Raw genomic sequence first — 24,349 nt, 5'->3', positions numbered from 1 at the left:
TTGGAGCCATGACCTCGCTGGCCGCTCCGACCCGCGTACGGGTGCGCGCTCCCGGCAAGATCAACGTGTTCCTGTCCGTCGGGGCCCTGCAGGACGACGGCTACCACGACGTCGCGACGGCGTACCAGGCGGTGTCGCTGTACGAGGACGTCACCGCCGAACCCGCCGACGACTTCTCGGTGCGGTTCACCGGCCCGATCGACACGAGCGGGGTCCCGACCGACGAGTCGAACCTCGCGATCCGCGCAGCCCGCCTGGTCGCGGACGCCGCCGGGCACCGCGGCGGGGTCCGGCTGACGATCGACAAGCAGGTCCCGGTCGCCGGCGGCATGGGCGGAGGGTCCGCGGACGCCGCGGCGACCCTGCTCGCGGTGGACACTTTGTGGGGCACGGCGCTCGGCCGTGAGGGGCTGCTGGCGCTGGCCGCACGGCTCGGGGCGGACGTGCCGTTCGCCTTCGCCGGCGGCACGGCCGTCGGCACCGGACGCGGGGACGAGCTCAGCCCGGCGCTCGCCAAGGGGGAGTTCCACTGGGTGCTCGCGCTGAGCGACGCCGGACTCTCGACCCCGGCGGTGTACCGCGCGCTCGACGCGCACCGGGAGCGCTACCGGGCCGACATCCGGCCGGCGCCGACCACCCCCGTGGTCGAGACGAACGTGCTCCAGGCGCTCCGCGCGGGGGACCCGGGGCTGCTCGCGGACTGCCTGCACAACGACCTGCAGGCTCCGGCGATGCGGCTCCAGCCGGCGCTCGCGACGACGCTCGAGATCGGCGAGAAGGCGGGTGCGCTCGCGGGCATCGTGTCCGGCAGCGGACCGACCGTGGCCTTCCTGGTCGCCGACCGTGACGCCGCGCTCGAGGTGCAGGTCGAGCTGAGCGCCGCCGGGCTCGTGGCGCTCCGGGCGACCGGCCCGGTGCACGGCGCACGCGTCGTGCACTGACCGTCGGCGGTGCCGCGCGCTCCAGCCGCTGCACTGACCGGGCGTCAGCCCTTCACGAACTCCGTCATCACGACGCGGCCGGAGCGGAACTGCTGCTCGACGTGGAAGCCGTGCTCGGCCAGGACGGCGGCGGTCTCCGGCTCGATGTTCCGCGCCTTCGGGGTCCCGCCGACGAACCACACGGTGTCGATCTCGCCGAGCCGGGCCGGGATGGTGGTCGCGAGGTCACCGTTCTGGTTCCACAGCACACCGCTCTCGGCGCCGATCTTGGTCGCGCCCAGGTCGGTCATGCCGGTGAACGCCCACGGGTACGAGATCCGGATGATGTCGGCGGTGGTCCCCGGGTGGCCGTAGACGCTGCCGAACACGACGCCCTCGTTCGCACCGGCACGACCAGCACGCTCGCTGGCGATGATCGACGCGGCGTTCGCCCAGGTGGAGTCCTGCTTGGACTGCGGGCTCTTCACGTACACGGCGGAGGGGATGCCGCCGACCAGGCAGACGGCCACGGCGGCGGCGAGCAGGGCCCGCGGACGGACGAGCGTGACGGCGAGGGCGATGAGGAGCGCCACGAACGGCAGGCTCAGCGACGCGTACTTGGGGGAGTAGAGGTGCTTGCCGAGCGCGGTCGCGATGAGCAGCACGCTCGTGGGCAGCACCGCGAGGGGCAGTGCGACGCGGACCGCCTGCGCCCGGACGAGGTCGCGGACGTCGGGGACGCGGCGGCGCGCGGCGATCAGCGGGACGGCGGTGCCGAGGGCCATGAGGACCCAGGCGACCGCGGCGTACAGGGTGATCCCGCCGAACCAGGCGGTGGAGAACACCTGCGGGAGCGTGCGCTCCCCGATGCCGGAGATCCACGCGACCTGCTTCGACTGGGCCATCACCTCGAGCACGAGGGGCGAGACGAGCAGGGCGGCCCCGGCGGCTGCGACGAGCCAGCGGACGAGCGTCCGGCGGCTCACGAGCGGTGTCGCGCCACGGCCGGTCCGTTCCGCCCGACGCTGCGCGGCCACCGTCCACCCGAGGGCGACGGCGTGCGCGACCACGGCGAGCGACAGGTAGACGTTGAACGTCACCGAGACGAGCGCCACGACGCCGTACGCCACCCACCAGCGAGTGCGGTGCGTCGTCCGTGTCCGTCGGACCGCGGTCAGGCCGACGAGGGTGAGCAGCACCGCGAGCGTCGTGATGGTCGCGTAGGGGCGGCCCTCGGACCCGGCCCACTGGACGCGGGGTAGGGCGATGAACACGAGTCCGGCCGTGATGCCGAGCCGGCGACCCCCGAGCCGGCGGCCGAGCGCCACGAGGAGTCCGGCGGCCACGCCGATGGCGAGGGCGCTCGGGAAGCGGAGGGTGAAGGGCGTGTAGCCGACGAGCCAGAACCAGGCGTGGATGAGCGCGTAGTACAGGCCGTGCACCGCGTCGACGTTGTGCAGTTCGGCCCAGAGCTGCGGCCAGCTGCGCTGCGCGCTCGTGACCGTCGCGCCCTCGTCGTACCAGAGCGACGGCACCCAGGCGAAGGCGGCGCCCGTGAGCACGCCGATCGCCCCGACCGTGAGCTCGGGCGTCCGGACGACGGCCAGGCCGATCACCGAGGACGCGGAGCGCAGGCGCGATCGGACCGGCGGGACGCCGACGGTCGCGGGCACACGGATCGTGCCGGTCTGGGGTGCTGTCACGTGCACGACGGTATCCGGGCCGTCTGGACAGGTGCCCCGCGCGGCCCCGGCCGTCCGTGAGAGTTCGCGATGCCGTAGGGTGCCGTCCACCATGACGACACTCCGCATCCGTGATGCTGCGCGGTACCTCGGCGTCAGCGACGACACCGTCCGACGCCTGGTCGAGGCCGGCACCCTGCCCCGGTCCGAGGACGCCGCCGGGCGCACGGTGGTGCTCGGGAAGGACCTGGCGGCGTACGTCCGCGGACGCGACGCGGGGCTCGACGACCCGTCCGGGGTGCGGAGTTCCGCGCGGAACCGCTTCGTGGGGATCGTCACGGACCTGGTCGTCGACGGGGTCGTGGCGCAGGTCGAGCTGCAGGCCGGCCCGAACCGGGTCGTGTCGCTGATGACCTCGGAGGCGGTGCGCGACCTCGGGCTCGAGGTCGGGTCCGTCGCCGTCGCGTCGGTCAAGGCGACGATGGTGACGGTCGAGGTGCCTGACCGTCCGGAAGGCGCACGGTGACCGGCGACCCGTCCGGGATGCGCACGCCGATGCGTCCCGATCCGGCGCGCCCCGACCCTGCGGACGGCGACCCGCTGGTGGTCCGTCGGCGGATGACCTCGCGCACCGCGGCGCTCGCCGGGGCCGGGCAGCGCGCGACCGACGCCCTGGCCACGGGCCGGGTGCTCGTCGTCGGGGCCGGAGGGCTCGGCGCCCCCGTCCTCACCTACCTGGCCGGCGCCGGGCTCGGGCGGATCACGGTCGTCGACCACGACGTCGTCGACGCCTCGAACCTCGCCCGGCAGACGCTCTTCGCCCTCGCCGACGTCGGACTCCCCAAGGCCGAGGTCGCCGCGGCGCGGGTCCGGGCGGTCGACCCGGTCGCCGAGGTCGTCGCGCTCGCGGAGCCCTTCCGCCCGGAGCACGTGGCCGACCACGACGTGGTGGTCGACGCGGCCGACAGCGTCGAGGTCACCCGGGCGGTGTCGGACGCCTGCGCCGCCGCGGGCATCCCGTTCGTCTGGGGCACGGTGCTCGGGTTCGATGGACAGGTCTCGGTGTTCCACGACGCCGCGGATGATCCGGTCGACTTCCACGACCTGCACCCGGAGGCTCTGCCGGACGAGGGGTCCTGCGCGCTCGACGGCGTGCTCCCCGCGCTGTGCGGCGCCGTCGGCGCGGTGATGGCCGCCCAGGTGACGGCCCTGCTGGCCGGACCCCGACCCGGGTCGACGGCACCGGACCGACACCTGCTCGGTGCGCCCCTGCTCGGTCGGGTGCTCACGGTGGACGCCCGGCGGTGGCGGTGGACGGAGAGCCCGCTGCGGCGTGGTCCGGGCAGCGGTCGTCCGGTGCCGTCTGCCGACGTCGAGCCCGAGCGCACCTCGCCGAGCGCCCTGGCCGAGCGGCTCGCCGGCGACGGGGCACCGGTGCTCGTGGACGTCCGCACCGACGAGGAGCGTGCGACGGGGACGATCGCCGGGTCCGTCACGCCGGACGCCCTCGCGGACGACGACCCCCGCCCGGTCGTCGTGGTCTGTGCTTCGGGGCGACGCGCGACTGCATGGGCACGGACGGCGATCGCCGCGGGACGGGACGCGGTCGTCCTCGACGGCGGCATCACCGCGTGGCGGTCCGAGGGCCACCCGACGACGACCTGAACCGCGAGTGACCCGCACCTGCGGTTAGGATCACAGTGTGAAGCCGCTCCTGCGTTCCGCTGTCCTGCTCGTCGTCGCGGGTCTCGCCCTGACCGGATGCACCACGCAAGCCGCCACCAGCGGCACGGGCACCGGGACCCCGTCGGCCTCGGCGACGCCGTCCGGCAGCATCACCGTGTTCGCCGCCGCGTCCCTCCAGAAGACCTTCACCGCGCTCGGGGAGCAGTTCGAGGCGGACCACCCCGGCACCACGGTCACGTTCTCGTTCGCGGGGTCGAGCGACCTCGTCAGCCAGGTGCAGAACGGGGCCCCGGCCGACGTGTTCGCCTCCGCCGACCAGGCCAACATGGCGAAGCTCTCGTCGTCGGACCTCGCCGCCGGCTGGCCGCGCGACTTCGCCACGAACGTCCTCGAGATCGCGGTCGCCCCGGGGAACCCGAAGGGCATCCGGAGCCTGGCCGACCTCGACCACTCGGGCGTGCAGCTCGTCACGTGCGCGTCACCCGTGCCGTGCGGTGCCGCGACGCAGGAGGTCGAGCGGGCCGCCGGCGTGCAGCTGCACCCGGTCAGCGAGGAGCAGTCCGTCACCGACGTGCTCGGCAAGGTGGAGTCCGGCCAGGCCGACGCGGGGCTCGTCTACGTCACCGACGTCCGCGGTGCGGCGGGCAAGGTCGACGGCGTCCCGTTCGACGAGTCGGCGAAGGCCGTCAACACGTACCCGATCGGCGTCCTGCAGGAGTCCTCGAACCCGACCACCGCCGCCGCGTTCGCCACGTACGTCCGCTCCGACGCCGGGCAGCAGGTGCTCGAGCGCGCCGGGTTCGGCCGTCCGAAGGGATGACCCGCACCCCCGTCCCCTGGTGGCTCCCCGCCCCCGCGGTCCTGGGCGGCCTGTTCGTCGTCGTGCCCGTCCTCGCGATGGTCGGTCGCGTTGACTGGTCGTCCTTCGTCGCCCTCGTCACCTCGCCCGCGTCGACGACCGCGCTCGCCCTGAGCCTCGGCACCGCCGCTGCGACCACGGGCATCGCGTTCGTGCTCGGCTATCCCCTGGCCGTCCTGTTCTCCCGGTCGACCGCCCGGTGGGTGGGCGTCCTCCGTGCCCTCGTGCTGCTGCCGCTCGTCCTGCCGCCCGTGGTCGGCGGCCTCGCGCTCCTCGCGGCCTTCGGGCGGCTCGGCGTGCTCGGCGCGTTCCTCGACGCGCACGGCCTGCGGATCGCGTTCACCACGACGGCGGTCGTGATGGCGCAGGTGTTCGTCTCGATGCCGTTCCTGGTGTCGAGCGTCGAGGGTGCCCTGCGCGTCGGCGGCGACCGGTACGAACGCGTCGCGGCGACCCTGGGCGCCGGACCGACCCGAACGTTCCTGACCGTCACGACCCCGCGGGTCCTGCCCGGCATCGTCTCCGGTCTGGTGCTGTGCGGTGCGCGGGCGCTCGGGGAGTTCGGCGCCACCCTGACCTTCGCGGGCAGCCTGCAGGGCGTCACGCGGACGCTCCCGCTCGAGGTCTACCTGCAGCGCGAGGTCGACCCGGACACGGCGGTCGCCCTCGCCCTGGTGCTCGTGGTCGTCGCGGTCGTCGTCATCGGGGTCACGTCGCTCCGCACCCGGACGGTCGTCGCGTGACGGCCCCCGACGCCGGTCTGCTCGTCCACGTCGTCGACCGTGACCGCGACGTCGACGTCACGATCGCGGTCGGTCCGGGGGAGTGCGTCGCGCTGGTCGGTCCGAACGGCGCCGGCAAGTCCACCGTCGTCGAGACCGTCGCGGGGCTCCTCCGCGCTCCCGACAGCACGGTCGCGCTGGACGGCCGCGACCTGGCACGGCTCCCGGCGCACCGCCGACACGTCGGGTTGGTCGCCCAGCGCGCCGATCTGTTCCCGCACCTGTCCGTCGTCGACAACGTCGCCTTCGGTCCGCGCGCGGCCGGGACGGGCGGCCGGGAGGCACGTCACCGGGCCGTCGCGGCCCTCACCACGGTCGGCGTGGCCGGGCTGGTCGACCGGGCGCCGGGGGCCCTGTCCGGCGGGCAGGCGCAGCGCGTCGCGATCGCCCGGGTGCTCGCCACCGACCCCGCGGTCCTGCTCCTCGACGAGCCCACCTCGGCGCTCGACGTCGACGCCCGCGCCGCCGTCCGCGAGGCCCTCGCCACCGCGCGCGCCGGTCGGCCGACGGTGCTCGTCACGCACGACCCGCTCGAGGCCGTCGCGCTCGCCGACCGGGTCGTGGTGCTGCAGGACGGACGCGTCGTCGAGCAGGGACCCGTCGACGCGGTGCTCCGGCACCCCCGGACGCCGTTCGCGGCGTCCTTCTCCGGACTCGCGCTCGTCCGCGGGACCGCCACCGCGGGTGGGATCGCACTCGACGGCGGCGGTGCGCTGGCGTCGACGACCGGCACCGTGCCTCCAGGCCGACCCGTCGTCGCCGCCCTGCACCCGACGGCCGTCCGCGTGACGCGGGACGGGCCGGGGCCCGCGCGCACGGTGACCTCGCTGGAGCCGCGCGACGGACTCGTGCGCGTGCGCACGGCCGACCTGGTGGCGGACGTGACGGTCGCGACGGCCGCGGGGCTCGGACTGGCGCCGGGCGTCACGGTCCGGCTGTCGGTCGCGCCGGACGAGGTCGCGGTCTACGAGCCGGGCGCCTAGCCGCCGGCGAAGGGTGGCATCACGTCGACCGTGTCGACGCCAGCGAGCGGTGTCGAGCGGTCGCGTGTGGTGACCCCGTCGACCAGGTAGGAGCAGCGCTCCTGCAGCGCCGCCCAGCGATCGGTGTCGGAGGCGGCGACGGCGCGCAGGGCGTCGTCGAGGGTCGCGGCCGACGTGGTGGTCTCGTCCTGGCCGACCGCGGCGCGGGCCGCGGCGAAGAAGCGGAGGGTCGTCACGGTCAGCCGCCGATCGCGCTCATGCCGCGGGACGGGTGCACGATGCCGTCCACGTCGTCGCCGTGGTCGCGGGGCTTCGCCCACATCGCGCGCCGCCACGTGTCGAGCAGGGCGTCGTCGTCGGCGCCGTCGCGCAGCGGGCCGAGCAGGTCGACCTCGTCGTCGGAGAACAGGCACGAGCGGACGTGGCCCTCGGCGGTCAGACGGGTGCGGGTGCAGTCGGCGCAGAAGGACTCGGTGATGCTCGCGATGACGCCGACGGTGCCGAGCGGTTCGCCGTCGTGGGTGGACACGCGGTAGCGCTCGGCCGGGGCGCCGTCCCGCGGGGCCTCGTCCGGGGTGAGCACGAAGCGCTCGCCGAGGAGCGCCCGGGTCTCCGTGGCGGTGACCATCGTCGCGCCGTCCCAGGCGTGCCCGGGGTCGAGGGGCATCTGCTCGATGAACCGGAGCTCGTGGCCGCGCTCGAGGCACCAGGCGAGCAGGTCCGCCGCGAGGTGGTCGTTCACGCCGCGGAGGAGCACCGCGTTGACCTTCACCCCGAGGCCGGCGTCGGCGGCGGCCGCGATGCCCTCGAGCACGCGGTCCAGGAACGGGCGGCGGGTGACCTCGGCGAACACGTCCGGGTCGACGGTGTCGAGCGAGACGTTGACCCGTCGGAGTCCGGCGTCCGCCAGCGCCTGCGCGCGGTTCGCGAGGCCGATGGCGTTGGTGGTCAGGGAGAGCTCGACGTCGTGCGCGGCGCACCGGCGGACGATGTCGACGAGGTCGGCGCGCAGGAGCGGTTCGCCACCCGTGAACCGGACCTTGCGCACGCCGAGGCGGGCGGCGGAGAGGCCCACGAGCCGGTCGATCTCGTCCGCGGTCATCAGGGCGTCGGACGGGATGACGGGCAGTCCCTCGGCCGGCATGCAGTACGTGCAGCGGAGGTTGCAGCGTTCGGTGAGCGAGACGCGCAGGTCGACCGCGGTGCGGCCGAAGCGGTCGAGCAGCGCCGGTTCGTCGGCAGGTCGGGGCGGCAGCTCGGCCGAGCCGCTGCGCACCCGGCGCAGGAGTGAGGCGACCGGGACGGACGCCGGTGCACCCGCCGCAGGAAGCCCCGCAGGCGCACCCGTCGTGGGCCGTTCGCCCGTCGCGGGCAGGATCCTCGCCGTCACCGGGCCGATGCTACCGGGCGCCGCCGACCCTCCGGTCCGCCGTCCGTTCCGCTGTCCGTCTGCCGCCACCGCCGCGGGTCGAGCCGTCGACCCCACCGCCGCCACTCGTCACGGTCGGTCCGGACGACCGTGACCACCACGATCACGAGCACCGCGGCGCCGAGCCACCAGCGGAAGGCGTCGGCCGAGGGCCACACACCGCGGAGGGCGATCGCGAGCCCGAGGGACAGCCACTCCCACCGGCCGGACAGCACCACGAACGGGATGAGGAGCAGTGCGTACCAGGGGTACCGCGGGGTCACCGCGAGGAACGTCACGCCGATCATCAGCACCTCGCCGGACCACGGCCGGGCGGGGTCCGCGAGGCGCCAGGCCACGACGGCCGCGAGCAACACCACGAGCCCGACGACGACCGTCGCTCCGTCACCGGGGACGAGCAGGGAGACCAGGGCGAAGCGGGAGCCGTCCTCGTAGCCCTCCTCGGACAGGTAGCCGGGCAGGTAGCCGAGGACCTTCACGCCGGTGCTCAGGACGTACGGCACGTAGAGCAGTCCGAAGACCGCGACGCCGACGGGGATCGCCCACCAGTGTCGCCACCGGCCGAGGAGCGGCGGGTACACGATCGCCGGGATGAGCTTCGTCGCGGTCGCCGCACCGAGTGCGATGCCGCCCCATACCGGCCGGCCGAAGGCGACGAGCACCACACCGGCCGTCGCGAGCGCGGCGCCGAGCACGTCGACGTGCGAGTTCGTGACGGCCTCGGACGCGACGAGCGGCGACCACGCCCAGAGCGCGGCCCACCAGGTCGGCCGTCCGAGGCGGCGCAGGGTCACGACGAGCCCGACCGTGACGCCCAGGGAGACGAGCAGCCCGGCGACCTGGAACGGCATGTACTGCGCGGTGACGGGAACGAACGCGCGGACCGCCGCGAACCACAGCTGCGCCATCGGCGGGTAGATCGTCACGACGTCCGGTCGGTTGATCGCCACGCAGTGCCCGTCCGCGCCGTCCCCGAGCCCGCGCATCCGCGGTTCGAGGGGCTTGCACGTGCCGTCGATCTTGTCCGGGAAGAGCCACTCGGGGCGCAGGGCGGCCAACGCCCCGGACTGCGGCGTGTGCGCGTACGGTGAGACACCCGCGTGCTGCACGATGCCGTCCCAGGCGTACCTGGCAGAGTCGGTGCTGGTGTTCGGCGGGCCGACGAGCGCCGCGACCCCGACCACGACCGCCCCACCGAGGACGATCCGGGTCACCCAGGCACGGGGTACCCAGCGGAGCGCGAGGACGGCTCCGGCGAAGACCGCCCAAGCGATGAGCGTCCACGCAACGAATGGTGCACGATGACCGGCACGGAGGAACCCCAGATGCGTGATGCCGAAGGCGATGACGCCCGCGAGCGCGAGCACGCCCACGACGGCGACCACGGTCGGCAGGACGCCGGGCCTGGTGGGCAGCGGGACGGCGCGCAGTCGTTCGTTCATCGTGGCCCGAGGCTACCGATGGTGCGACGGCTGCTGCTGGACGCACGGTCCGCGGCGGCGTCGCCGAACCGGAACGCCCGCTCGGCCGTCGTCTGGGGTCGGCTGCTCGGCGTCGCGTTCCTCGTGTGCTTCGGCACCGGGGTGTACAGCCACCTGCTGCAGGACCCGCTGCCCGGGATGCGCTTCCCGACCCGGCCCGTGCAGTTCTACCAGTTCACGCAGGGCCTGCACATCACCGCAGGCATCGCGATCATCCCGCTCCTGCTCGCCAAGCTGAACGCGGTGATGCCCGCGCTCGCGCAGACGCCGCCCGTCCGCGGCGTGTTGCACCTGCTCGAACGCCTGTCGATCGCGGTGCTCGTGTCGGCCGCGATCGTCCAGGTCGGGACCGGGCTCGTGAACACGTACCAGTGGTACCCGTGGCCGTTCCCGTTCCGGCAGGTGCACAACGCGCTCGCCTACGTGATCATCGGGTCGCTCGTCGTGCACGTCGGCGTGAAGCTGCGGATCATCGCGCGGTACTGGCGCGCACGCGACGCGTACGACGCGGACGGTCGCTTCGTCGCGGACCCGACGGTGGGCAGCGAGCTGCTCCCCGACACGGGTCTGGAGGATCGTGGCGCGTCCGGCCCCTACCCCCGCGGCCTCACCGGCCGCCTGCTGCGGTGGGTGGACGGCGCGCCGGCCGCAGCCGCGCCTGACGAGTCTCGCGCTGCGCGACACGACTCGGACGCGACGTCCCGCGACTCGTCGCCCAGCGCGAGTCTCGGTTCCGGTGATCCGGACCGTGGGCCCGCAGCCGACGGGGCGGAGGCGGGGCGTGCCTCCCGTCCGGCCCGGACGGCGACCGACGGCGGACGCGAGCGGATCGCCCGACGCGGGTTCGTGGCGGGCGTGACGGCGGCGACCGTCGGCGTCGTCGCGCTCACCGCCGGGCAGTCCACGCGACTGCTCGAACCCTTCAACGTGTTCGGGGCACGGCAGCGGCACCTCGGGCCGAACGACCTGCCGGTGAACCGCACCGCGCGCGCCGCGGGTGTGCTGGCCACCGCCACCGCCGCGGACTGGACGCTCACCGTCGTCGGACCGGGGATGAGCCGGACGTTCTCGCGTGCCGAGCTCGTCGCCCTCGGCACCACGACGGCCGATCTGCCGATCGCGTGCGTCGAGGGGTGGAGCCAGACGGCGACGTGGAAGGGCGTGCGGATGCGCGACCTGCTCGAGACCGTGCAGGCCGACCCGTCGTCGCCGCTGCGGATCACGAGCCTCGAGCGGAGCGGCGGTTACCGCGTGACCGAGATGGGGCCGGAGTACGCCGCCGACCCGACGACGCTCGTCGCGCTCGAGCTGAACGGCGCGACGCTCGACCTGGACCACGGGTTCCCCGCCCGGGTCATCGCGCCGGGACGACCCGGCGTCCTGCAGACGAAGTGGATCGGGAAGATCGAGGTGATCCGATGAGGGCCGCGAGGACCGTGCTCGTCCTGGTGGGCGTGCTCGTGATGGCGTTCGGCGCGTGGACGATGGTCACGACCGTGCGGCCCGAGCGCATCTGGGGGCTCGTGACGTGGCTCGTCGCAGCGGTCCTGCTGCACGACGTCCTGCTGTCGCCGTTCGTCGTCGGCGCGGGGTTGCTGCTCCGCCGGGCCGGGCGGTCGCTGCGCGTCTGGGTGCTCGTCACGGTCCAGGCCGCCGTCGTGCTCGGGAGCGTGCTCGCGCTCGTCGTCGTGCCGGAGATCGCCGCGAAGGCGCACGGGCAGAAGAACCCGACGGTGCTGCCGTTCGACTACGCGACCCGGCTGCTCGTCGTCGAGGGGGTCCTGCTCGCGGTGGTGGTCGGGGTGCTCGTCGCCGGGATCGTCGTGGCCCGACGGCGCAGGCCACTGGTTGCAGCGACAACCAATCGGTAGCATGTGGGGATGACCGACGATACCCCGTGGCTGACGCGCGACCAGCTGCGTGCCTGGATGAAGCTCGTCGCCGTCATGGAGCTCCTGCCCGCGGCGCTCGACCAGCAGCTGCAGCGGGACGCTGACCTGACCCACTTCGACTACATGGTCGTCGCGATGCTGTCCGAGACGGAGTCCCGCACGCTGCGGATGTCGGCGCTCGCCGCGGCCACCAACGCCTCGCTCCCACGGCTGTCGCACGTCGTGTCCCGGCTCGAGAAGCGCGGTCTCGTGACGCGGTGCCCGTCCGCCGACGACCGGCGGGCGACCGACGTCCGACTGACCGACGCCGGGTACGACACGATCGTGCAGGCCGCGCCCGAGCACGTCCGGACCGCGCGCCGCTACGTGATCGACGCCCTCGCCGACGAGCAGGTCGCGCAGCTCGACGGGATCACCCGGGCGCTCCTCGGCCGGCTCGACCCCGAGGGGCGGTTCGCCGCGCTGACGTACCCGCGGGGGGACGAGGCACTCTGTGAGGCGCGGCTGACCGGCGCGGACGCCGGCGAGGGGCTACCCGAGGTCCCCGGGGTGCTGTTCCGCGACGCCACCGCCGACGACGGACCGCTGCTGCGCCGGGCGACGCTCCGGGCGATGAACTGGCGGACCGAGACGTTCACGGACGCCGACCTCGACCGCCCCGAGTTCGCGCACTACTTCGACGGGTTCGACCCGGCCCGGGACCGCGGTGTCGTCGCCGTGGACGGGGACGGCCCGGTCGGGGTGGCGTGGGCGCGGTTCCTGCCGGAGGACGACCCCGGGTACGGGTTCGTCGCCGCGGACGTGCCCGAGCTGACGATCGCCGTCGACGCCCGGGGGCGCGGACGCGGTGTCGGGGGAGCGCTCCTCGAACGCCTGCTCGACGCCGGGCGGGCTGCGGGGTGGCCGGGGGTCAGCCTGAGCGTCGAGGACGGGAACACCGGGGCGCGGATCCTGTACGAGCGGGCCGGGTTCCGGACGGTGGGGCGGAACGGCGACTCGGACACGCTGCTCGTCCGGACCTGATGGGCACGCTGCGCGTCGGCGGGCCGGGCGCGGTCCGCGTCGGTGTGACGGGACTGGTACACCAGTAGGCTCGGAGGCATGACCGAGCGCGCCGAGCCGACCGACACCTACTCGTACCTCGGTCCCGCCGGCACCTTCACCGAGGCGGCCCTGAGGCTCGTCGACGCCGCGGCCGGCAAGCCCTGGCGCAGCGTGAACAACGTCGGCGAGGCGCTCGACGACGTCGTCACCGGCCGGTCCGTCGGCGCCGTGATCGCGATCGAGAACAGCGTCGACGGCGGGGTCAGCGCCACGCAGGACGCCCTCGCCCGGATCCCCGGCGTCCGCATCGTCGGCGAGTACCTGGTGCCGGTCGACTTCGTGCTCGTCGCCCGGCACGGCACGGCCCTCGCGGACGTCCGCACCGTGAACGCGCACCCGGTCGCCTACGCCCAGACCCACCGCTGGCTCGAGACGAACCTGCGCGGACACGGGCACATCCCGGCGTCCTCGAACGTCGCCGCAGCGACTGCCCTGCTCGACGAGCACCCCGTCGCGGACGCCGCGGTCGCCCCGCCCGGGATCACCGACCACCACGACCTGGCCGTGCTCGCGTCGTCGATCGGGGACAACGCGTCGGCGGTCACCCGGTTCGTGCTCGTGTCACGCACGCTGGCGATCCCGCCGCGGACCGGGGCGGACAAGACGAGCGTCATCGTGGAGCTGCCGGCGGACCACCCCGGTGCGCTCGTCGACATGCTCGAGCAGTTCGCGACGCGGGGCATCAACATGGGGCTGCTGTCCTCGCGGCCGATCGGTGACGAGCTCGGGCGCTACCGGTTCGTCATCGACCTGGACGGCCACGTGCACGACGAGCGGGTGGCGGACGCGCTGCTCGGCCTGCGGCGGTTCAGCCCGCGCGTGACGTTCCTCGGGTCGTACCCGCGGGCGGACGGGTTCCGGCCGGAGGTGTCGGCGCGCTACTCCGACGAGGCGTTCGTCGAGGCGCGGGACTGGCTGCGCGCGATCGTCTCCGGCGAGCCCGACGCGGACTGAACCGGGCGGCGCGGGGCCGCCGCCCGGCCCACGTCAGCTGTGCGCGTCCTCGACCCGCCGGGTGTTCCGCGTCTGGTCCTGCGGTCCGGCGACCCGGACCCGGAGCCCGCCGGCGTCGATCTTCGCGCGGAACGCGACGACCTCGCCCACCGGGTCGCCGTCGATCTCGAACTCGTCCGGCCGTTGGAGGCGCGCCACGAACTCCTCACCGCGCAGGTAGCGCAGCGGGCGCTCCTCGCGGGCCGCGGTCGCGATGCGCTTGCCGACCTGGGTCTGACCGATCTTCGAGCGCCGGAACGAGCGCAGGATCGCGTTCTCCCAGAACACCCGGGCGCCGATCCGGACCCAGCCGAAGAAGCCGCGGGGACGCATGACCACGATGTCGAAGACGCCGTCGTCGATCTCGGCGTCCGGCAGCAGCGTCGCGCCGGCCTGCAGCATGCCGCAGTTGCCGACGATCAGCGAGTGGGCGCGCACCGACTGGTTGCTCTCGCCGTCCAGCCGGTACCGGAACTCGAACGCGTCGGCGTCCCGCACCGAGCGGAAGAGCGAGTCGACGTAGGCGAGCCAGCCGACCTTCTTCTTGAGCTCGGGCTTGGTGTTCACGAGCATGCGGGCGTCCAGGCCGAGGCCGGCCATCACGACGAACCCGAACTCCTCGCGGCTGCCGTCGGGGCGTTCGACCTGGACCTCGCCGATGTCGATCGGGCGGTCCTCGCCGCGGAATATCGTCCGGACGCTCGCGCCCAGGTCGTCGATCGGCGAGGGGATGTTGCGCGCGAGGAGGTTGCCCGTCCCGCTCGGGAGCAGGGCGAGTGCAGCCGCCGAGCCGTGCACGACCTCGGCGACGGCGCGGACGGTGCCGTCCCCGCCGGCCGCGGCGACGACGTCGGCCCCGGCCTCGAGCGCGGCCTTCGTCATGCCGCCGCCCGGGTCCTCCTCCGTGGTCTCGAACCACAGGGTCTCAGCCCAGCCGGCCTCCTGCTGGTGCTTCGCGACGGTGCTCTTCAGGGTCTCCAGGTGCACCTTGACCGGGTTGTAGACGACGGCGGCCGTCTTCTGTTCGGTCGGGAGGGCGTCCTGGTCCGCGGGCGCGGTCTCCGATGGGGTCGACATGCCCCCGACGTTACCGACCGCGCCCTGCGAGCGGACGGGCGTCAGCGTCCGTCGTGGAGCGTCACGTGGTAGCCGTCCGGGTCGGCGAACGTGAAGGTCCGACCGAAGGGGCCGTCGAACGGTGCGGTGACGATCTCGTGGCCGTCGGCGACGAGCGCGTCGTGGGTCGCCTGGACGTCGGTCGCGTGGAACCACAGCGCCACCCCGAGGCCCGGCTGCGGGGCGGCGTCCAGGTCGGTGCCGGGGACCACGTCGCGCAGTGCGAACGCGATCGGCTCGGTCTGGAACACGACGGCGTGCGGCGGGCCGGCGGGGGATCGGACGAGCCCGAGGTACCGCTCGTAGAACGCCTGTGCGGCGTCGAGGTCGCGGACCTGCAGCGAGGTGAAGTCGATCCCGGTGGCGGTCATGGTGTGCTCCTTCGTTGTGTGTCAGTTGTCTGACACGCGGACTCTATGTCAGACTCCTGACATGCGTCAAGACGATCGACACGACGAACGCATCGACCTCGACTCCTCCGTCGGGTACGTCCTCAAGGAGGCCGCGAGCGCCCTCCGCGCCGCCATGGAGGACGCCCTCCGTCCTTTCGGCATGACGATCACGCACTACTCGTGCCTCGAACTGCTCGCGCAGCGCCCCGGGATGTCGAACTCCGAGCTCGCGCGCGGCACCTTCGTCACCCGCCAGTCGATGAACACGCTCCTGCAGCAGCTCGAGCGGGACGGCGTCGTCGAGCGGGCCGCGACGCCGACCGCGGGCAAGGTGCTGCCGACGCGCCTCACGGCGGCGGGCCGGCGGCAGCGCGAGCGCGCGAGCGCCGCCGTTCGCGAGGTCGAGCTCCGGATGACCCAGGACCTCGACGAGGCGGGCCGCGCAGCGGCCTTCCGCCTGCTCCGCGGGATGGTCGCCGCCCTGCGCGACGACCCGTCGGCGGACGCGACCGGATGACGGACCGGAGGCCCGTGGCAGCGCTGCCACGGGCCTCCGGTCCGTCACCGGGTCCCCCTAGGATGAACCGGTGATCGATCTCCAGCTGCTGCGCGACCACCCGGACGTCATCAAGGCTTCGCAGGAGGCGCGCGGCGCCTCCGTGTCCGTCGTCGACGACGCGGTGGCGGCGGACGCGGCGCGACGCGCGGCGATCACGGCGTTCGAGGCGCTCCGCGCCGAGCAGAACGCCTTCGGCAAGACCGTCGCGAAGGCCCCGAAGGACGAGAAGGCCGCCCTCGTGCAGCAGGCGCAGGCGCTCGCCGCGAAGGTCAAGGAGGCGCAGGCCGAGGTCACCGCGGCCGAGGAGTCGTTCGACCGCGTCGTCCGGTCCATCCCGAACGTCGTGCTGCCGGACGTGCCCAAGGGTGGCGAGGACGACTTCGTCACGCTCCGCACGGTCGGCACGAAGCCGACGTTCTCGTTCGAGCCGAAGGACCACGCCGACCTCGGCGAGCACCTCGGCATCATCGACATCCCGCGCGGCGTCAAGGTCTCGGGCTCGCGCTTCTACTTCCTCCGCGGCCTCGGCGCCCGGCTCGAGATCGCGCTCATGAACCTCGGGCTCGACCGCGCGGTCCAGCACGGGTTCGAGCCGCTCATCACCCCGACGCTCGTGCGCCCCGAGACCATGGCGGGCACCGGGTTCCTCGGCGAGCACGCGGCCGAGGTCTACCGCCTCGAGGCCGACGACCTGTACCTGACCGGCACGAGCGAGGTCGCCCTCGCCGGGTTCCACGCCGACGAGATCCTGTCGCTCCCGGAGTCGGGCGAGGGCATCCGGTACGCCGGGTGGTCGACCTGCTACCGGCGCGAGGCCGGGTCGGCGGGCAAGGACAACCGCGGCATCCTCCGCGTGCACCAGTTCAACAAGCTCGAGATGTTCTCGTACGTCCTGCCCGAGCACGCCGAGGCGGAGCACCAGCGCCTCGTCGCGATGCAGGAGTCGATGATGCAGGACCTCGGGCTGCACTACCGCGTCATCGACGTCGCCGGGGGCGACCTCGGCACGAGTGCTGCGCGGAAGTACGACATCGAGGCGTGGGTCCCGACGCAGGGCACCTTCCGCGAGCTGACCTCGACCTCGAACTGCACCACGTTCCAAGCCCGTCGCCTGGACACCCGCTACCGCACCGAGAGCGGCAAGACCGCACCGGTCGCCACGCTCAACGGCACCCTCGCCACCACCCGCTGGATCGTCGCGATCCTCGAGACGCACCAACAAGAGGACGGTTCAGTCGTCGTGCCCGAGGTGCTCCGGCCGTACCTGGGCGGCGTCGAGGTGATCGCACCCCGATGAGCACCGCGGGGCGGTTCGTGGACGGGTCGGCGCAGGGTGGCGGCACCGCCGGCGCAGCTGGCGCTGCCGGGGGCGGCGCCGGCGCTGCTGGTGCTCCGGCTCGGACGAAGCGGTGGCTCGTGGCGCTCGACGTCGACGGCACGACGATGCGCGAGGACGGGGTCATCACCGACGCCGTCGTGGCCGCCGTGCGCGACGCCGAGGCCGCCGGGCACGAGGTCATGCTGTCCACCGGTCGCAGCGAGGGCATGACGGTGCCGCTGCTCGAGACGCTCGGCATCCGCCCGAAGTACCTCGTCTGCGCGAACGGGGCGCTGATCCTGGGGCGCCGCGAGGACGGCGGGTACGACCGCGTGCACGTCGAGCGCTTCGACCCGTCCGAGGTGTTGCAGACCATCCACGGCGCACTCGAGAACGCGGCGTTCGGCGTGGAGGACGAGACCGGCCACTTCCTGCTGTCCGGCAACTTCCCCGACGACACCATGACGGTCTCCGGCGAGCACGTCCCCTTCGAGCGGCTGCTCGGGGTCGAGGCCACGCGCGTGGTCGTCATCTCGCCCGGGCACGACACCGAGGACTTCCTGCAGGTCGTCGAGCGGATGGGCCTGCACAAGGTCTCCTACTCGGTCGGCTGGACGTCGTGGCTCGACATCGCACCAGAGGGCGTGACGAAGGCCACCGCGATGGAGCGTGTGCGCGAGTGGCTCGACATCCCGCGCTCCCGGGTCATGGCGGCCGGTGACGGGCGGAACGACATCGACATGCTCCGGTGGGCCTCGACCTCCGGGCGTGGTGTCGTCATGGGGCAGGCACCGTCCGACGTCGTCGACGCGGGCAACGAGCTGACCGGCGGGGTCACCGACGACGGTCTGGCCGCGGCGCTCGACACGCTCCCGCGCTGACGGTCGGCGGGGCCGCTAGACTCCTCGGGACGCGATCACGTCTCGCCACGTGGTCGCGTCGCTGGAGGGTTGTCCGAGCGGCCGATGGAGCCTGTCTTGAAAACAGGTGGGCAGTGATGTCTCGTGGGTTCGAATCCCACACCCTCCGCGCATGAGCACCGGGACCCGCCTCCGACCGGTCGAGCTGGCCGACGCCGCCGAGCTCGCCGCGATCGTGAGCGCGAGCGCCGACCACCTGCGGCCGTTCGAGCCGACGCGGCCGGAGCACTACTACACCGAGGCCGGTCAGCGCGCGACGATCGGCGGGCTGCTCGCGGCGGCCCGGACCGGCGGTTCGGTGCCCTTCGTGATCGTGGGGGACGACGACGAGTTGCTCGGCCGGATCACCCTGAGCGGCGTGACCCGCGGTGCCCTGCAGTCGTGCGCACTCGGGTACTGGGTGCGTGCGGACCGGGTGCGCCAGGGGCACGCGACGCGGGCGATCGGGCTCGCGGTGGCGCACGCGTTCGGTGCGCTCGGGCTGCACCGGGTGCAGGCCGAGACCCTGCCGGAGAACACTGCGTCGCAGCGGGCGCTCGAGCGGAACGGGTTCACCCGGTACGGCCTCGCGCCGCAGTACATCCGCATCGCGGGCGAGTGGCGTGACCACGTCATGTTCCAGGTGCTCGCGCCGCGCGGCGCCGCAGGTCTCACGCGCTGAGCGACACCTCACGCGCTCGCGCTCCCGTGAGGTGTCGCTGGGCGCGTGAGCTCGCCACCGGTCAGGGCCGCGCGCCGAGGGCGGCGAGCTCCGCGCGGGTCCGGGCGCCGTGCTTCCGGAGCAGGTTCGCCACGTGGTACTTCACGGTGTTCGGGCTGATGCCGAGGCCGTCGGCGATCTCGCGGTTGCCCACGCCGGTGACGACGAGCCGGAGCACGTCGCGCTCCCGCGCGGTCAGGTCGGCGTCCGCGGGCAGGTCGACCGTGCCCGGCGCCGGGTCGAGGGGGAGCGTGATGTCGAGCGTCGAACCCCACCCGGGCGTCGAGTCGACCTGCAGGGTCCCGTCGAGGGCGACGACCCGCTCGGCGATCGGCCGGACGGCGTCGTCGTGGGCGTCGAGCGTGCCGGCGCCGTCGTCCCGGAGCTGCACGAGCAGGTTCCGACCGTCGCAGTCCCACTGGATCCGCACCCGCCGCGCGACGCCGTCGTCGACGAGCGCGAGCACCGCCGTCCGGACGATCGCGCGGGCACCGTGCGCGACGGCTCCGGGGAGCGCGCGACCGGTGGCGGGCGGTTCGACGAACTGCACGTCCAGGTCGCCGAACCGGACGAGCGGGCGCAGGTCGGCCCGCAGCCGGGAGAACGCCCCCGTGACGGGCTCGAGCAACGTGCTGCGCTGCCGGTCCGTCACCGTCCGGAGCTCGACGAGCGCGGCCGAGGCGATCTCGACGGCCTCGGCGCGGGCCGCGGTGTCGGACGACCGGGGGGAGCGGAGCACCGCGAGGACGGACTCGAGCGTCAGGGCGTGCCGGTCGGCCTGCTCGGCGACCGTGCGGGCGTGCTCCGACGCGGCTGATCGACTTGCAGGGGTGTCCGTCACGGCGACTGAACCTACCCGCCCCACCCTGCCGGTCGCTGCACGCCCACCCGATCGGATGGGATGACCGCCCGGCCGGGCAGCGGCGCTCCCACCGACGCCGGAGCAGCATCGTCGTCATGCACAACAGCAGCACGCCCGACGGCGGCAGCACCGCCGACGGCAGCAGCACCGCCGACGCCCTCGGACTCGTCGCCGACGAGCTCCGCGCCCTCGTCGACACCGTCCGCGCCGCCGACCAGGCCCCGTTCGAGCGCGCGCTGACCCTGCTCACCGACGCCGACCGCGTCTTCGTGCACGGTGCCGGCCGCTCGGGACTCGCGCTCCGGATGACCGCGATGCGACTCATGCACCTCGGACTGCGCGTGCACGTCGTCGGCGAGGCCACGACCCCGGCGATCGGACGCGGCGACGTGCTCCTCGTCGCGAGCGGCTCCGGCACGACCGGCGGCATCGTGCAGGCCGCACGGACCGCGGCCGACGTCGGCGCCCGGGTGCTCGCGGTGAGCACGACCGACGACTCGCCGCTCGCGGCGGTCGCCGAGGCCACGCTCGTGCTCCCCGCCGCGACGAAGACCGACCGCTCCGGCACCGCGTCGGCACAGTACGCCGGGAGTCTCTTCGAGCAGGGTGTCGCCCTCCTCGGGGACGCCCTGTTCCACGCGCTCTGGCAGCGCAGCGGCCGCTCCGCCGACGAGCTGTGGCCCCGCCACGCGAACCTCGAGTGACGCCGCGCATGACCGGCACCGCGACCCCCACGAACCACCACCGGAAGGACACCACCATGCAGCTCCAGTTCGCCATGGACACCCTGACCACCGAGGACGCCCTCGACCTCGCCGGCAAGGCCGCGCCGTACGTCGACGTCATCGAGCTCGGCACGCCCCTGATCAAGAGCGCGGGCCTGTCGGCGATCACCGCGATCAAGCAGGCGCACCCCGACAAGACCGTGTTCGCGGACCTCAAGACGATGGACGCCGGTGAGCTCGAGGCGGGCATCGCGTTCGACGCCGGCGCCGACCTCGTCACCGTGCTCGGCGTCGCGGGCGACAGCACCATCGCCGGCGCCGTCAAGGCAGCCGAGGCGCACGGCAAGGGCGTCGTCGTCGACCTGATCGGCGTCGAGGACAAGGCCGCCCGCGCGAAGGAGGTCGTCGCGCTCGGCGCCACGTTCGTCGAGATGCACGCCGGCCTCGACGAGCAGGCCGAGGAGGGCTTCACGTTCGAGACGCTCCTGCACGACGGCGAGGCCTCCGGTGTGCCGTTCTCGGTCGCCGGTGGCATCACGACCGACACGATCGGCGCCGTCCAGGCGTCCGGCGCCCGCATCGCGGTCGCCGGCAGCGCGATCTACAGCGCCGACGACGTGGCCGCGGCCGCGAAGGCGCTCCGCGACGCGATCACGGAGCAGTCGGCCGCCTGATCGGCACCGCCTGACGGACGGGAGGATCGTGGCGGGGTCGCCACGAGCCTCCCGTCCGTCACCGGGTCGCCCCGGGACGCGACCGGAACGCGGTGACCAGCGCGTCGACCAGCAGGAACCCGAGCAGGGTGACCCCGACGACGGGCAGCAGCAGCGCGAGCCCGATCGCGACGGCGACGACGGCGATCGCACCCCACCACGGTGCGCGTGCGAGCGCGCCGTCGGCGGGCGCGCGGCCGACGCGCGTGCCGGGCGTCCGTCGCTGCCACCACATCACGTACCCGAGGACGACCATCGCGGCGATGCCGAGCGCCGCCGCGAGCAGCACGAGCTGGTTCGGCAGCCCGAACAGCGCGCCCATGTGGGTGTTGATGCCGAGCTTCGCGGCCTTCGCCATGAGCGGGTAGTCGTCCCAGGTGACCTGCGACACCGCGGTCATCGACGTCGGGTCGACCGCGACGGCGTTCATCGCGACCGGCCAGCTGAGCTTGATCTCCTCGACGGTCCACGCCTGGTCGGTCGTCGCCGCGGGCCGGATGCGAACCTCGGCGGCGTGCACGTCGGCCGACCGGGCGACGGCCAGGACCTCGTCGAACTGCTCGGGTGTGACGGTCGCGGGGGAGCCCACCGGTGCCGCGGCGGACCCGTGGTGCCCGGCGTGCTCGCCGGCCGTCATGCCCATCGCCGCCGCGCCGCCCAGCGCGGTGTCCACGGTCGGCGCCTGCCAGCTGAGCGCCGAACGGAGCGCGGTCACGTTGTCGCCCGCGAAGTGCGACCACGTGATGCCCGTCGCCGACAGGAAGAGCGCGCCGAGGAGCACCCACGCGCCGGTCGCCGCGTGCCACGAGAAGGTGCGGCGGTACCCACGCAGGCGGGTGTCCGGGACGACGAGCTCGCGCTTCCGTCGGGCCGTGCGGAGCCGGAACGCCCAGAGCCCGATGCCGGCGAGCGACACGATCCCGAGCCACGACGCGGCGGTCTCGCTGTACAACCGACCGACGTCGCCGAGGAACAGGCTGCGGTGCACCGTGCTGATCCACGTCCGGAACGGCAGGGAGCCGGAGGTGCCGTACACGGGCAGGTCGCCCCGGACGGACGCGTCGCCCGGGTCGACGAACACGGCGCGGGTCTGCGACTCGAGCAGTCCCGCCTCGGTGAACATCACGCGGGTGGTGTCGCCGGGCGCGGGCGCGGGACGGACCTCGACGACGGTGTCGTCGGGGTGGTGGGCGGCGACGTACCGCTGCGCGGCGGCGACCTGGTCGGCGAGGGGGCGTGCCGCGGCGGTGGACGGTGCGGTGAGCTCGTGCCGGTACGCGACCTGCTCGATCGACGGCGCGACGGCGTAGACGGCTCCGGACAGCGCGGCGACCAGGACGAACGGGCCCACGAACAGGCCTGCCAGGAAGTGCAGGCGGAGGAGGAGCTGGGCGAACCAGCCACGGGAGGGCGGCGGAGCGGTGCTGGGCATCGGGGCGCGGGTCCTTCGGACGGAGCGTCCGGCACCGTGCCGGACGACCCGGGAACTCTACAACATGTAGAACGACGGCGCGGCCGGACGTGAGCGGCGCGTCCGTCCGCACACCGCGCCTCGATGCGGTGTTCGGACGACCGCGTTGACCGACCGCAGGAGCACGACACAGACTGGCGCCGATGACCACCCTCACCTCGCTCGTGTACATGTCCGTCGCCGTCGACGACCTCACCGACGACCAGCTCGTCGCCATGCTCCGGGAGGCCCGCCTGCGCAACGAGGCGCTCGGCGTCTCCGGCCTGCTGCTCGCGAAGGGCGGCCGGTTCATGCAGGTCCTCGAGGGGCCGACGTGGAGTGTCGCGGACCGCTTCGCCGCGATCGAGCGCGACCCGCGGCACCACGACGTGAAGTCCCTGTCCCGCGAGACGATCGACGCCCGTCGCTTCGACGGCTGGTCGATGGCGTTCGGCAACCCGAGCGACGTCGAGGTCCGCGACGAGCCGGGGTTCAACACCTTCCTCACCGAGCGCAGCGGACTGCCGACCGGTCTGGCCGGCACGCCGGCCGACTGGCTGCTCCGCTGGTTCCGCGGGCGGGACCTGCAGGACGTCCCGGAGGAGCGCATCACCCTGGCGCGGCACGCGGCGTAGCCGAGGGGCGCACCACCGCGACGACACCCGGACGGGAGGCGCGATGCGGCTCCGCCACGCGCCTGGCGTCCGGGAGACTGGCACCGTGGAACGACGCGAGCAGATCCTGGTGGCGGCGGCCGAGGAGTTCGACCGCGTCGGCTTCGCCGCCACGGCGGTCGCCGCCGTCGCGCGCGGCGCCGGCGTCCCGCAGGGCACGCTCCACTTCCACTTCCCGACGAAGCTCGCGCTCGCCCTCGCCGTGATCGACGAGCAGAACGCCCGGACGTTCGCCGTCGTCGAGCACACCGACGCCTCGCCGACCGCGGCGCTCATGCGGGCCTCGAAGGCGATCGCGGACCTGCTCCGCACCGACCCGATCGTCCGGGCCGGCATCCGGCTGTCGCTCGAGCGCGGCGAGTTCGCGGGTGCGACGTCGTCCTTCTACGAGCAGTGGATCGGTGGGATCGTCGACGTGTTCCGCCTGGCGCTCGCGAGCGGGGAGCTGCGGACCGACCTGAGCGCCGAAGAGCTCGGCGGCACGGTCGTCCCGTACTTCACGGGGGTGCAGCTCGTCGCGGAGGTCCGGAGCGGCCGCGCGGACCTCGACCCCGCCGTCGCAGTGATGTGGCGCGTGGTGGTGCAGGCCACCGCGGCGCCCGCGCACCGGGCACGGCTGCTCGCGGTCGTCGACGAGACCTTCGTCAGCGGTCGGTGAGCTCGCGGTCGCGGAACCACTTGAGCAGCCACGCGGCGCTCGTCCGGTCGAACTCGGGCGCGAAGTCCATCGTCCCGGACAGGAAGGGGCTGAAGCCCTCCTCGTCGCGGACGTCTCGCTCGTCGAGCGACCGGTAGGCCATCGACCAGCCGTCGAACCGTCGGCGCTCGATGTCCTCACGGATGAGCGACTTCACCTCGTCGTGCCGGCGGTCGCGGGAGATCGCCGCGAAGCGGTCGTCGACGCTCCACGCCGGCCCCTCGAGCAGCTGCATGAAGCGGCCGCCCTTCGCCACGAGCAGCCCGGAGACGCCGAGCGCCTCGTTGCGGAGCCGCGACTCCCGGAGCAGCTCGGCGAGCGCGTCGTCGTCGAAGGGCGTGACGGACCGGCTCATGTAGACGATGGAGACGAGCACCGGACCATCCTGGTGCATGGTCCTGGGCGCGCCGAC

The 24,349-nt window shown here is 73.8% G+C and carries 27 protein-coding genes and 1 tRNA gene; 19 read left to right on the top strand and 9 right to left on the bottom strand.

Translation table 11 applies throughout. The annotated features are described in order from the left end of the window. Window positions 1-8: 8 nt before the first annotated feature. Window positions 9-941, top strand: coding sequence for a 4-(cytidine 5'-diphospho)-2-C-methyl-D-erythritol kinase (locus DEU32_RS10730; RefSeq protein ID WP_114850522.1), 933 nt, complete (start codon window positions 9-11; stop codon window positions 939-941). A 44-nt stretch (window positions 942-985) separates the two neighbouring features. Here DEU32_RS10730 and DEU32_RS10725 read toward each other — a convergent pair whose 3' ends face one another. Continuing rightward, window positions 986-2,623, bottom strand: coding sequence for a glycosyltransferase family 39 protein (locus DEU32_RS10725; RefSeq protein WP_167510128.1), 1,638 nt, complete (start codon window positions 2,621-2,623; stop codon window positions 986-988). 91 nt (window positions 2,624-2,714) lie between these two features. On the opposite strand from DEU32_RS10725, the gene DEU32_RS10720 reads away from it, so the two are divergent. From DEU32_RS10720 to DEU32_RS10700, 5 genes are all read left to right on the top strand, one after another. Continuing rightward, complete coding sequence (locus DEU32_RS10720) at window positions 2,715-3,128, top strand: molybdopterin-binding protein (RefSeq protein ID WP_058741187.1); 414 nt, start codon at window positions 2,715-2,717, stop codon at window positions 3,126-3,128. A gap of 92 nt (window positions 3,129-3,220) precedes the next feature. After that, on the top strand, window positions 3,221-4,267 hold the full coding sequence (locus DEU32_RS10715; protein WP_180224793.1) for a HesA/MoeB/ThiF family protein: 1,047 nt from the start codon (window positions 3,221-3,223) through the stop codon (window positions 4,265-4,267). Between the two features lie 37 nt (window positions 4,268-4,304). Then, window positions 4,305-5,108: a molybdate ABC transporter substrate-binding protein gene (modA, locus tag DEU32_RS10710; protein WP_114850519.1), complete on the top strand. Its 804-nt coding sequence runs from the start codon at window positions 4,305-4,307 to the stop codon at window positions 5,106-5,108. After that, window positions 5,105-5,890 carry an ABC transporter permease gene (locus DEU32_RS10705; protein ID WP_114850518.1) on the top strand — a complete coding sequence of 262 codons (786 nt, stop codon included), beginning with the start codon at window positions 5,105-5,107 and terminating at the stop codon, window positions 5,888-5,890. Before modA ends, DEU32_RS10705 begins: the two co-directional genes overlap by 4 nt. Beyond that, complete coding sequence (locus DEU32_RS10700) at window positions 5,887-6,912, top strand: ABC transporter ATP-binding protein (RefSeq protein WP_258554845.1); 1,026 nt, start codon at window positions 5,887-5,889, stop codon at window positions 6,910-6,912. The genes DEU32_RS10705 and DEU32_RS10700 overlap by 4 nt, the downstream gene beginning before the upstream one ends. Here the strand turns inward: DEU32_RS10700 and DEU32_RS10695 are convergent. The 3 genes from DEU32_RS10695 to DEU32_RS10685 form a co-directional block, all read right to left on the bottom strand. Beyond that, the gene (locus tag DEU32_RS10695; protein WP_208738919.1) at window positions 6,909-7,148 is read right to left on the bottom strand and encodes a MoaD/ThiS family protein; all 240 of its coding nucleotides are present in this window, start codon (window positions 7,146-7,148) and stop codon (window positions 6,909-6,911) included. The two genes, DEU32_RS10700 and DEU32_RS10695, sit on opposite strands and share 4 nt — an antisense overlap. A 2-nt stretch (window positions 7,149-7,150) precedes the next feature. Next, on the bottom strand, window positions 7,151-8,188 hold the full coding sequence (moaA, locus tag DEU32_RS10690) for a GTP 3',8-cyclase MoaA (protein WP_114850517.1): 1,038 nt from the start codon (window positions 8,186-8,188) through the stop codon (window positions 7,151-7,153). Between the two features lie 110 nt (window positions 8,189-8,298). Continuing rightward, on the bottom strand, window positions 8,299-9,783 hold the full coding sequence (locus DEU32_RS10685; protein WP_114850516.1) for a glycosyltransferase family 87 protein: 1,485 nt from the start codon (window positions 9,781-9,783) through the stop codon (window positions 8,299-8,301). 18 nt (window positions 9,784-9,801) lie between these two features. On the opposite strand from DEU32_RS10685, the gene DEU32_RS10680 reads away from it, so the two are divergent. The 4 genes from DEU32_RS10680 to pheA all read left to right on the top strand — a co-directional run bounded on the left by DEU32_RS10680 (window position 9,802) and on the right by pheA (window position 13,772). Continuing rightward, a complete protein-coding gene (locus DEU32_RS10680) occupies window positions 9,802-11,244 on the top strand; it encodes a molybdopterin-dependent oxidoreductase (protein ID WP_114850515.1) in 1,443 nt (480 codons plus the stop codon). Next, entirely contained in the window at window positions 11,241-11,693 is a 453-nt protein-coding gene (locus DEU32_RS10675) for a hypothetical protein (protein ID WP_147281448.1), read from the top strand. Before DEU32_RS10680 ends, DEU32_RS10675 begins: the two co-directional genes overlap by 4 nt. Window positions 11,694-11,702: 9 nt before the next feature. Further along, window positions 11,703-12,737 carry a bifunctional helix-turn-helix transcriptional regulator/GNAT family N-acetyltransferase gene (locus DEU32_RS17655; RefSeq protein WP_309473788.1) on the top strand — a complete coding sequence of 345 codons (1,035 nt, stop codon included), beginning with the start codon at window positions 11,703-11,705 and terminating at the stop codon, window positions 12,735-12,737. Window positions 12,738-12,815: 78 nt separating this feature from the next. Continuing rightward, window positions 12,816-13,772: a prephenate dehydratase gene (gene pheA, locus DEU32_RS10660; protein WP_114850513.1), complete on the top strand. Its 957-nt coding sequence runs from the start codon at window positions 12,816-12,818 to the stop codon at window positions 13,770-13,772. 33 nt (window positions 13,773-13,805) lie between these two features. Here the strand turns inward: pheA and DEU32_RS10655 are convergent, their stop codons facing one another. Together DEU32_RS10655 and DEU32_RS10650 are read right to left on the bottom strand one after the other, a co-directional pair. Beyond that, entirely contained in the window at window positions 13,806-14,888 is a 1,083-nt protein-coding gene (locus tag DEU32_RS10655) for a diacylglycerol kinase family protein (RefSeq protein ID WP_114850512.1), read from the bottom strand. A 41-nt stretch (window positions 14,889-14,929) separates the two neighbouring features. Beyond that, window positions 14,930-15,298, bottom strand: coding sequence for a VOC family protein (locus DEU32_RS10650; protein ID WP_114850511.1), 369 nt, complete (start codon window positions 15,296-15,298; stop codon window positions 14,930-14,932). 61 nt (window positions 15,299-15,359) lie between these two features. On the opposite strand from DEU32_RS10650, the gene DEU32_RS10645 reads away from it, so the two are divergent. The 5 genes from DEU32_RS10645 to DEU32_RS10625 all read left to right on the top strand — a co-directional run bounded on the left by DEU32_RS10645 (window position 15,360) and on the right by DEU32_RS10625 (window position 18,777). Next, window positions 15,360-15,836, top strand: coding sequence for a MarR family winged helix-turn-helix transcriptional regulator (locus DEU32_RS10645; protein WP_114850510.1), 477 nt, complete (start codon window positions 15,360-15,362; stop codon window positions 15,834-15,836). Window positions 15,837-15,906: 70 nt separating this feature from the next. After that, window positions 15,907-17,175: a serine--tRNA ligase gene (gene serS, locus DEU32_RS10640; protein WP_114850509.1), complete on the top strand. Its 1,269-nt coding sequence runs from the start codon at window positions 15,907-15,909 to the stop codon at window positions 17,173-17,175. Next, complete coding sequence (locus DEU32_RS10635) at window positions 17,172-18,077, top strand: HAD family hydrolase (RefSeq protein WP_175326059.1); 906 nt, start codon at window positions 17,172-17,174, stop codon at window positions 18,075-18,077. The genes serS and DEU32_RS10635 overlap by 4 nt, the downstream gene beginning before the upstream one ends. A gap of 63 nt (window positions 18,078-18,140) precedes the next feature. Next, window positions 18,141-18,225: transfer RNA gene (locus DEU32_RS10630), tRNA-Ser, on the top strand. A gap of 3 nt (window positions 18,226-18,228) precedes the next feature. Further along, on the top strand, window positions 18,229-18,777 hold the full coding sequence (locus DEU32_RS10625) for a GNAT family N-acetyltransferase (protein WP_114850508.1): 549 nt from the start codon (window positions 18,229-18,231) through the stop codon (window positions 18,775-18,777). Window positions 18,778-18,838: 61 nt separating this feature from the next. On the opposite strand, the gene DEU32_RS10620 is transcribed toward DEU32_RS10625, so the two are convergent. Then, entirely contained in the window at window positions 18,839-19,657 is an 819-nt protein-coding gene (locus tag DEU32_RS10620; protein WP_181819262.1) for a LuxR C-terminal-related transcriptional regulator, read from the bottom strand. A gap of 116 nt (window positions 19,658-19,773) precedes the next feature. Here DEU32_RS10620 and hxlB point away from each other — a divergent pair, with 116 nt between their 5' ends. After that, window positions 19,774-20,382, top strand: coding sequence for a 6-phospho-3-hexuloisomerase (hxlB, locus tag DEU32_RS10615; RefSeq protein WP_114850506.1), 609 nt, complete (start codon window positions 19,774-19,776; stop codon window positions 20,380-20,382). Between the two features lie 56 nt (window positions 20,383-20,438). Next, window positions 20,439-21,077, top strand: coding sequence for a 3-hexulose-6-phosphate synthase (gene hxlA, locus DEU32_RS10610; protein ID WP_114850599.1), 639 nt, complete (start codon window positions 20,439-20,441; stop codon window positions 21,075-21,077). 58 nt (window positions 21,078-21,135) lie between these two features. On the opposite strand, the gene DEU32_RS10605 is transcribed toward hxlA, so the two are convergent. Next, window positions 21,136-22,548, bottom strand: coding sequence for a PepSY domain-containing protein (locus DEU32_RS10605; protein ID WP_114850505.1), 1,413 nt, complete (start codon window positions 22,546-22,548; stop codon window positions 21,136-21,138). Between the two features lie 182 nt (window positions 22,549-22,730). On the opposite strand from DEU32_RS10605, the gene DEU32_RS10600 reads away from it, so the two are divergent. Together DEU32_RS10600 and DEU32_RS10595 are read left to right on the top strand one after the other, a co-directional pair. Beyond that, window positions 22,731-23,201, top strand: a complete 471-nt coding sequence (locus tag DEU32_RS10600) for a BLUF domain-containing protein (RefSeq protein WP_114850504.1) — start codon at window positions 22,731-22,733, stop codon at window positions 23,199-23,201. Between the two features lie 85 nt (window positions 23,202-23,286). Continuing rightward, complete coding sequence (locus DEU32_RS10595) at window positions 23,287-23,898, top strand: ScbR family autoregulator-binding transcription factor (protein ID WP_181819261.1); 612 nt, start codon at window positions 23,287-23,289, stop codon at window positions 23,896-23,898. Here the strand turns inward: DEU32_RS10595 and DEU32_RS10590 are convergent. After that, a complete protein-coding gene (locus DEU32_RS10590) occupies window positions 23,885-24,313 on the bottom strand; it encodes a BLUF domain-containing protein (protein ID WP_167510124.1) in 429 nt (142 codons plus the stop codon). The genes DEU32_RS10595 and DEU32_RS10590 overlap by 14 nt on opposite strands. Between the last annotated feature and the right edge of the window lie 36 nt (window positions 24,314-24,349).

The organism is Curtobacterium sp. AG1037 (genome assembly GCF_003349855.1).
Classification (GTDB): Bacteria; Actinomycetota; Actinomycetes; order Actinomycetales; family Microbacteriaceae; genus Curtobacterium; species Curtobacterium citreum.
This window is presented reverse-complemented; position numbering and strand designations above follow the sequence as displayed.

Bases quoted from the DNA above. Each gene is read 5' to 3' on its own strand.
- DEU32_RS10730 (WP_114850522.1), top strand. From the start codon at position 9: ATGACCTCGCTGGCCGCTCCGACCCGCGTACGGGTGCGCGCTCCCGGC.
- DEU32_RS10720 (WP_058741187.1), top strand. From the start codon at position 2,715: ATGACGACACTCCGCATCCGTGATGCTGCGCGGTACCTCGGCGTCAGC.
- DEU32_RS10715 (WP_180224793.1), top strand. From the start codon at position 3,221: ATGACCTCGCGCACCGCGGCGCTCGCCGGGGCCGGGCAGCGCGCGACC.
- DEU32_RS10705 (WP_114850518.1), top strand. From the start codon at position 5,105: ATGACCCGCACCCCCGTCCCCTGGTGGCTCCCCGCCCCCGCGGTCCTG.
- DEU32_RS10685 (WP_114850516.1), bottom strand. From the start codon at position 9,783: ATGAACGAACGACTGCGCGCCGTCCCGCTGCCCACCAGGCCCGGCGTC.
- DEU32_RS10680 (WP_114850515.1), top strand. From the start codon at position 9,802: ATGGTGCGACGGCTGCTGCTGGACGCACGGTCCGCGGCGGCGTCGCCG.
- DEU32_RS10675 (WP_147281448.1), top strand. From the start codon at position 11,241: ATGAGGGCCGCGAGGACCGTGCTCGTCCTGGTGGGCGTGCTCGTGATG.
- DEU32_RS17655 (WP_309473788.1), top strand. From the start codon at position 11,703: ATGACCGACGATACCCCGTGGCTGACGCGCGACCAGCTGCGTGCCTGG.
- pheA (WP_114850513.1), top strand. From the start codon at position 12,816: ATGACCGAGCGCGCCGAGCCGACCGACACCTACTCGTACCTCGGTCCC.
- DEU32_RS10655 (WP_114850512.1), bottom strand. From the start codon at position 14,888: ATGTCGACCCCATCGGAGACCGCGCCCGCGGACCAGGACGCCCTCCCG.
- DEU32_RS10650 (WP_114850511.1), bottom strand. From the start codon at position 15,298: ATGACCGCCACCGGGATCGACTTCACCTCGCTGCAGGTCCGCGACCTC.
- DEU32_RS10645 (WP_114850510.1), top strand. From the start codon at position 15,360: ATGCGTCAAGACGATCGACACGACGAACGCATCGACCTCGACTCCTCC.
- DEU32_RS10635 (WP_175326059.1), top strand. From the start codon at position 17,172: ATGAGCACCGCGGGGCGGTTCGTGGACGGGTCGGCGCAGGGTGGCGGC.
- DEU32_RS10625 (WP_114850508.1), top strand. From the start codon at position 18,229: ATGAGCACCGGGACCCGCCTCCGACCGGTCGAGCTGGCCGACGCCGCC.
- hxlB (WP_114850506.1), top strand. From the start codon at position 19,774: ATGCACAACAGCAGCACGCCCGACGGCGGCAGCACCGCCGACGGCAGC.
- hxlA (WP_114850599.1), top strand. From the start codon at position 20,439: ATGCAGCTCCAGTTCGCCATGGACACCCTGACCACCGAGGACGCCCTC.
- DEU32_RS10605 (WP_114850505.1), bottom strand. From the start codon at position 22,548: ATGCCCAGCACCGCTCCGCCGCCCTCCCGTGGCTGGTTCGCCCAGCTC.
- DEU32_RS10600 (WP_114850504.1), top strand. From the start codon at position 22,731: ATGACCACCCTCACCTCGCTCGTGTACATGTCCGTCGCCGTCGACGAC.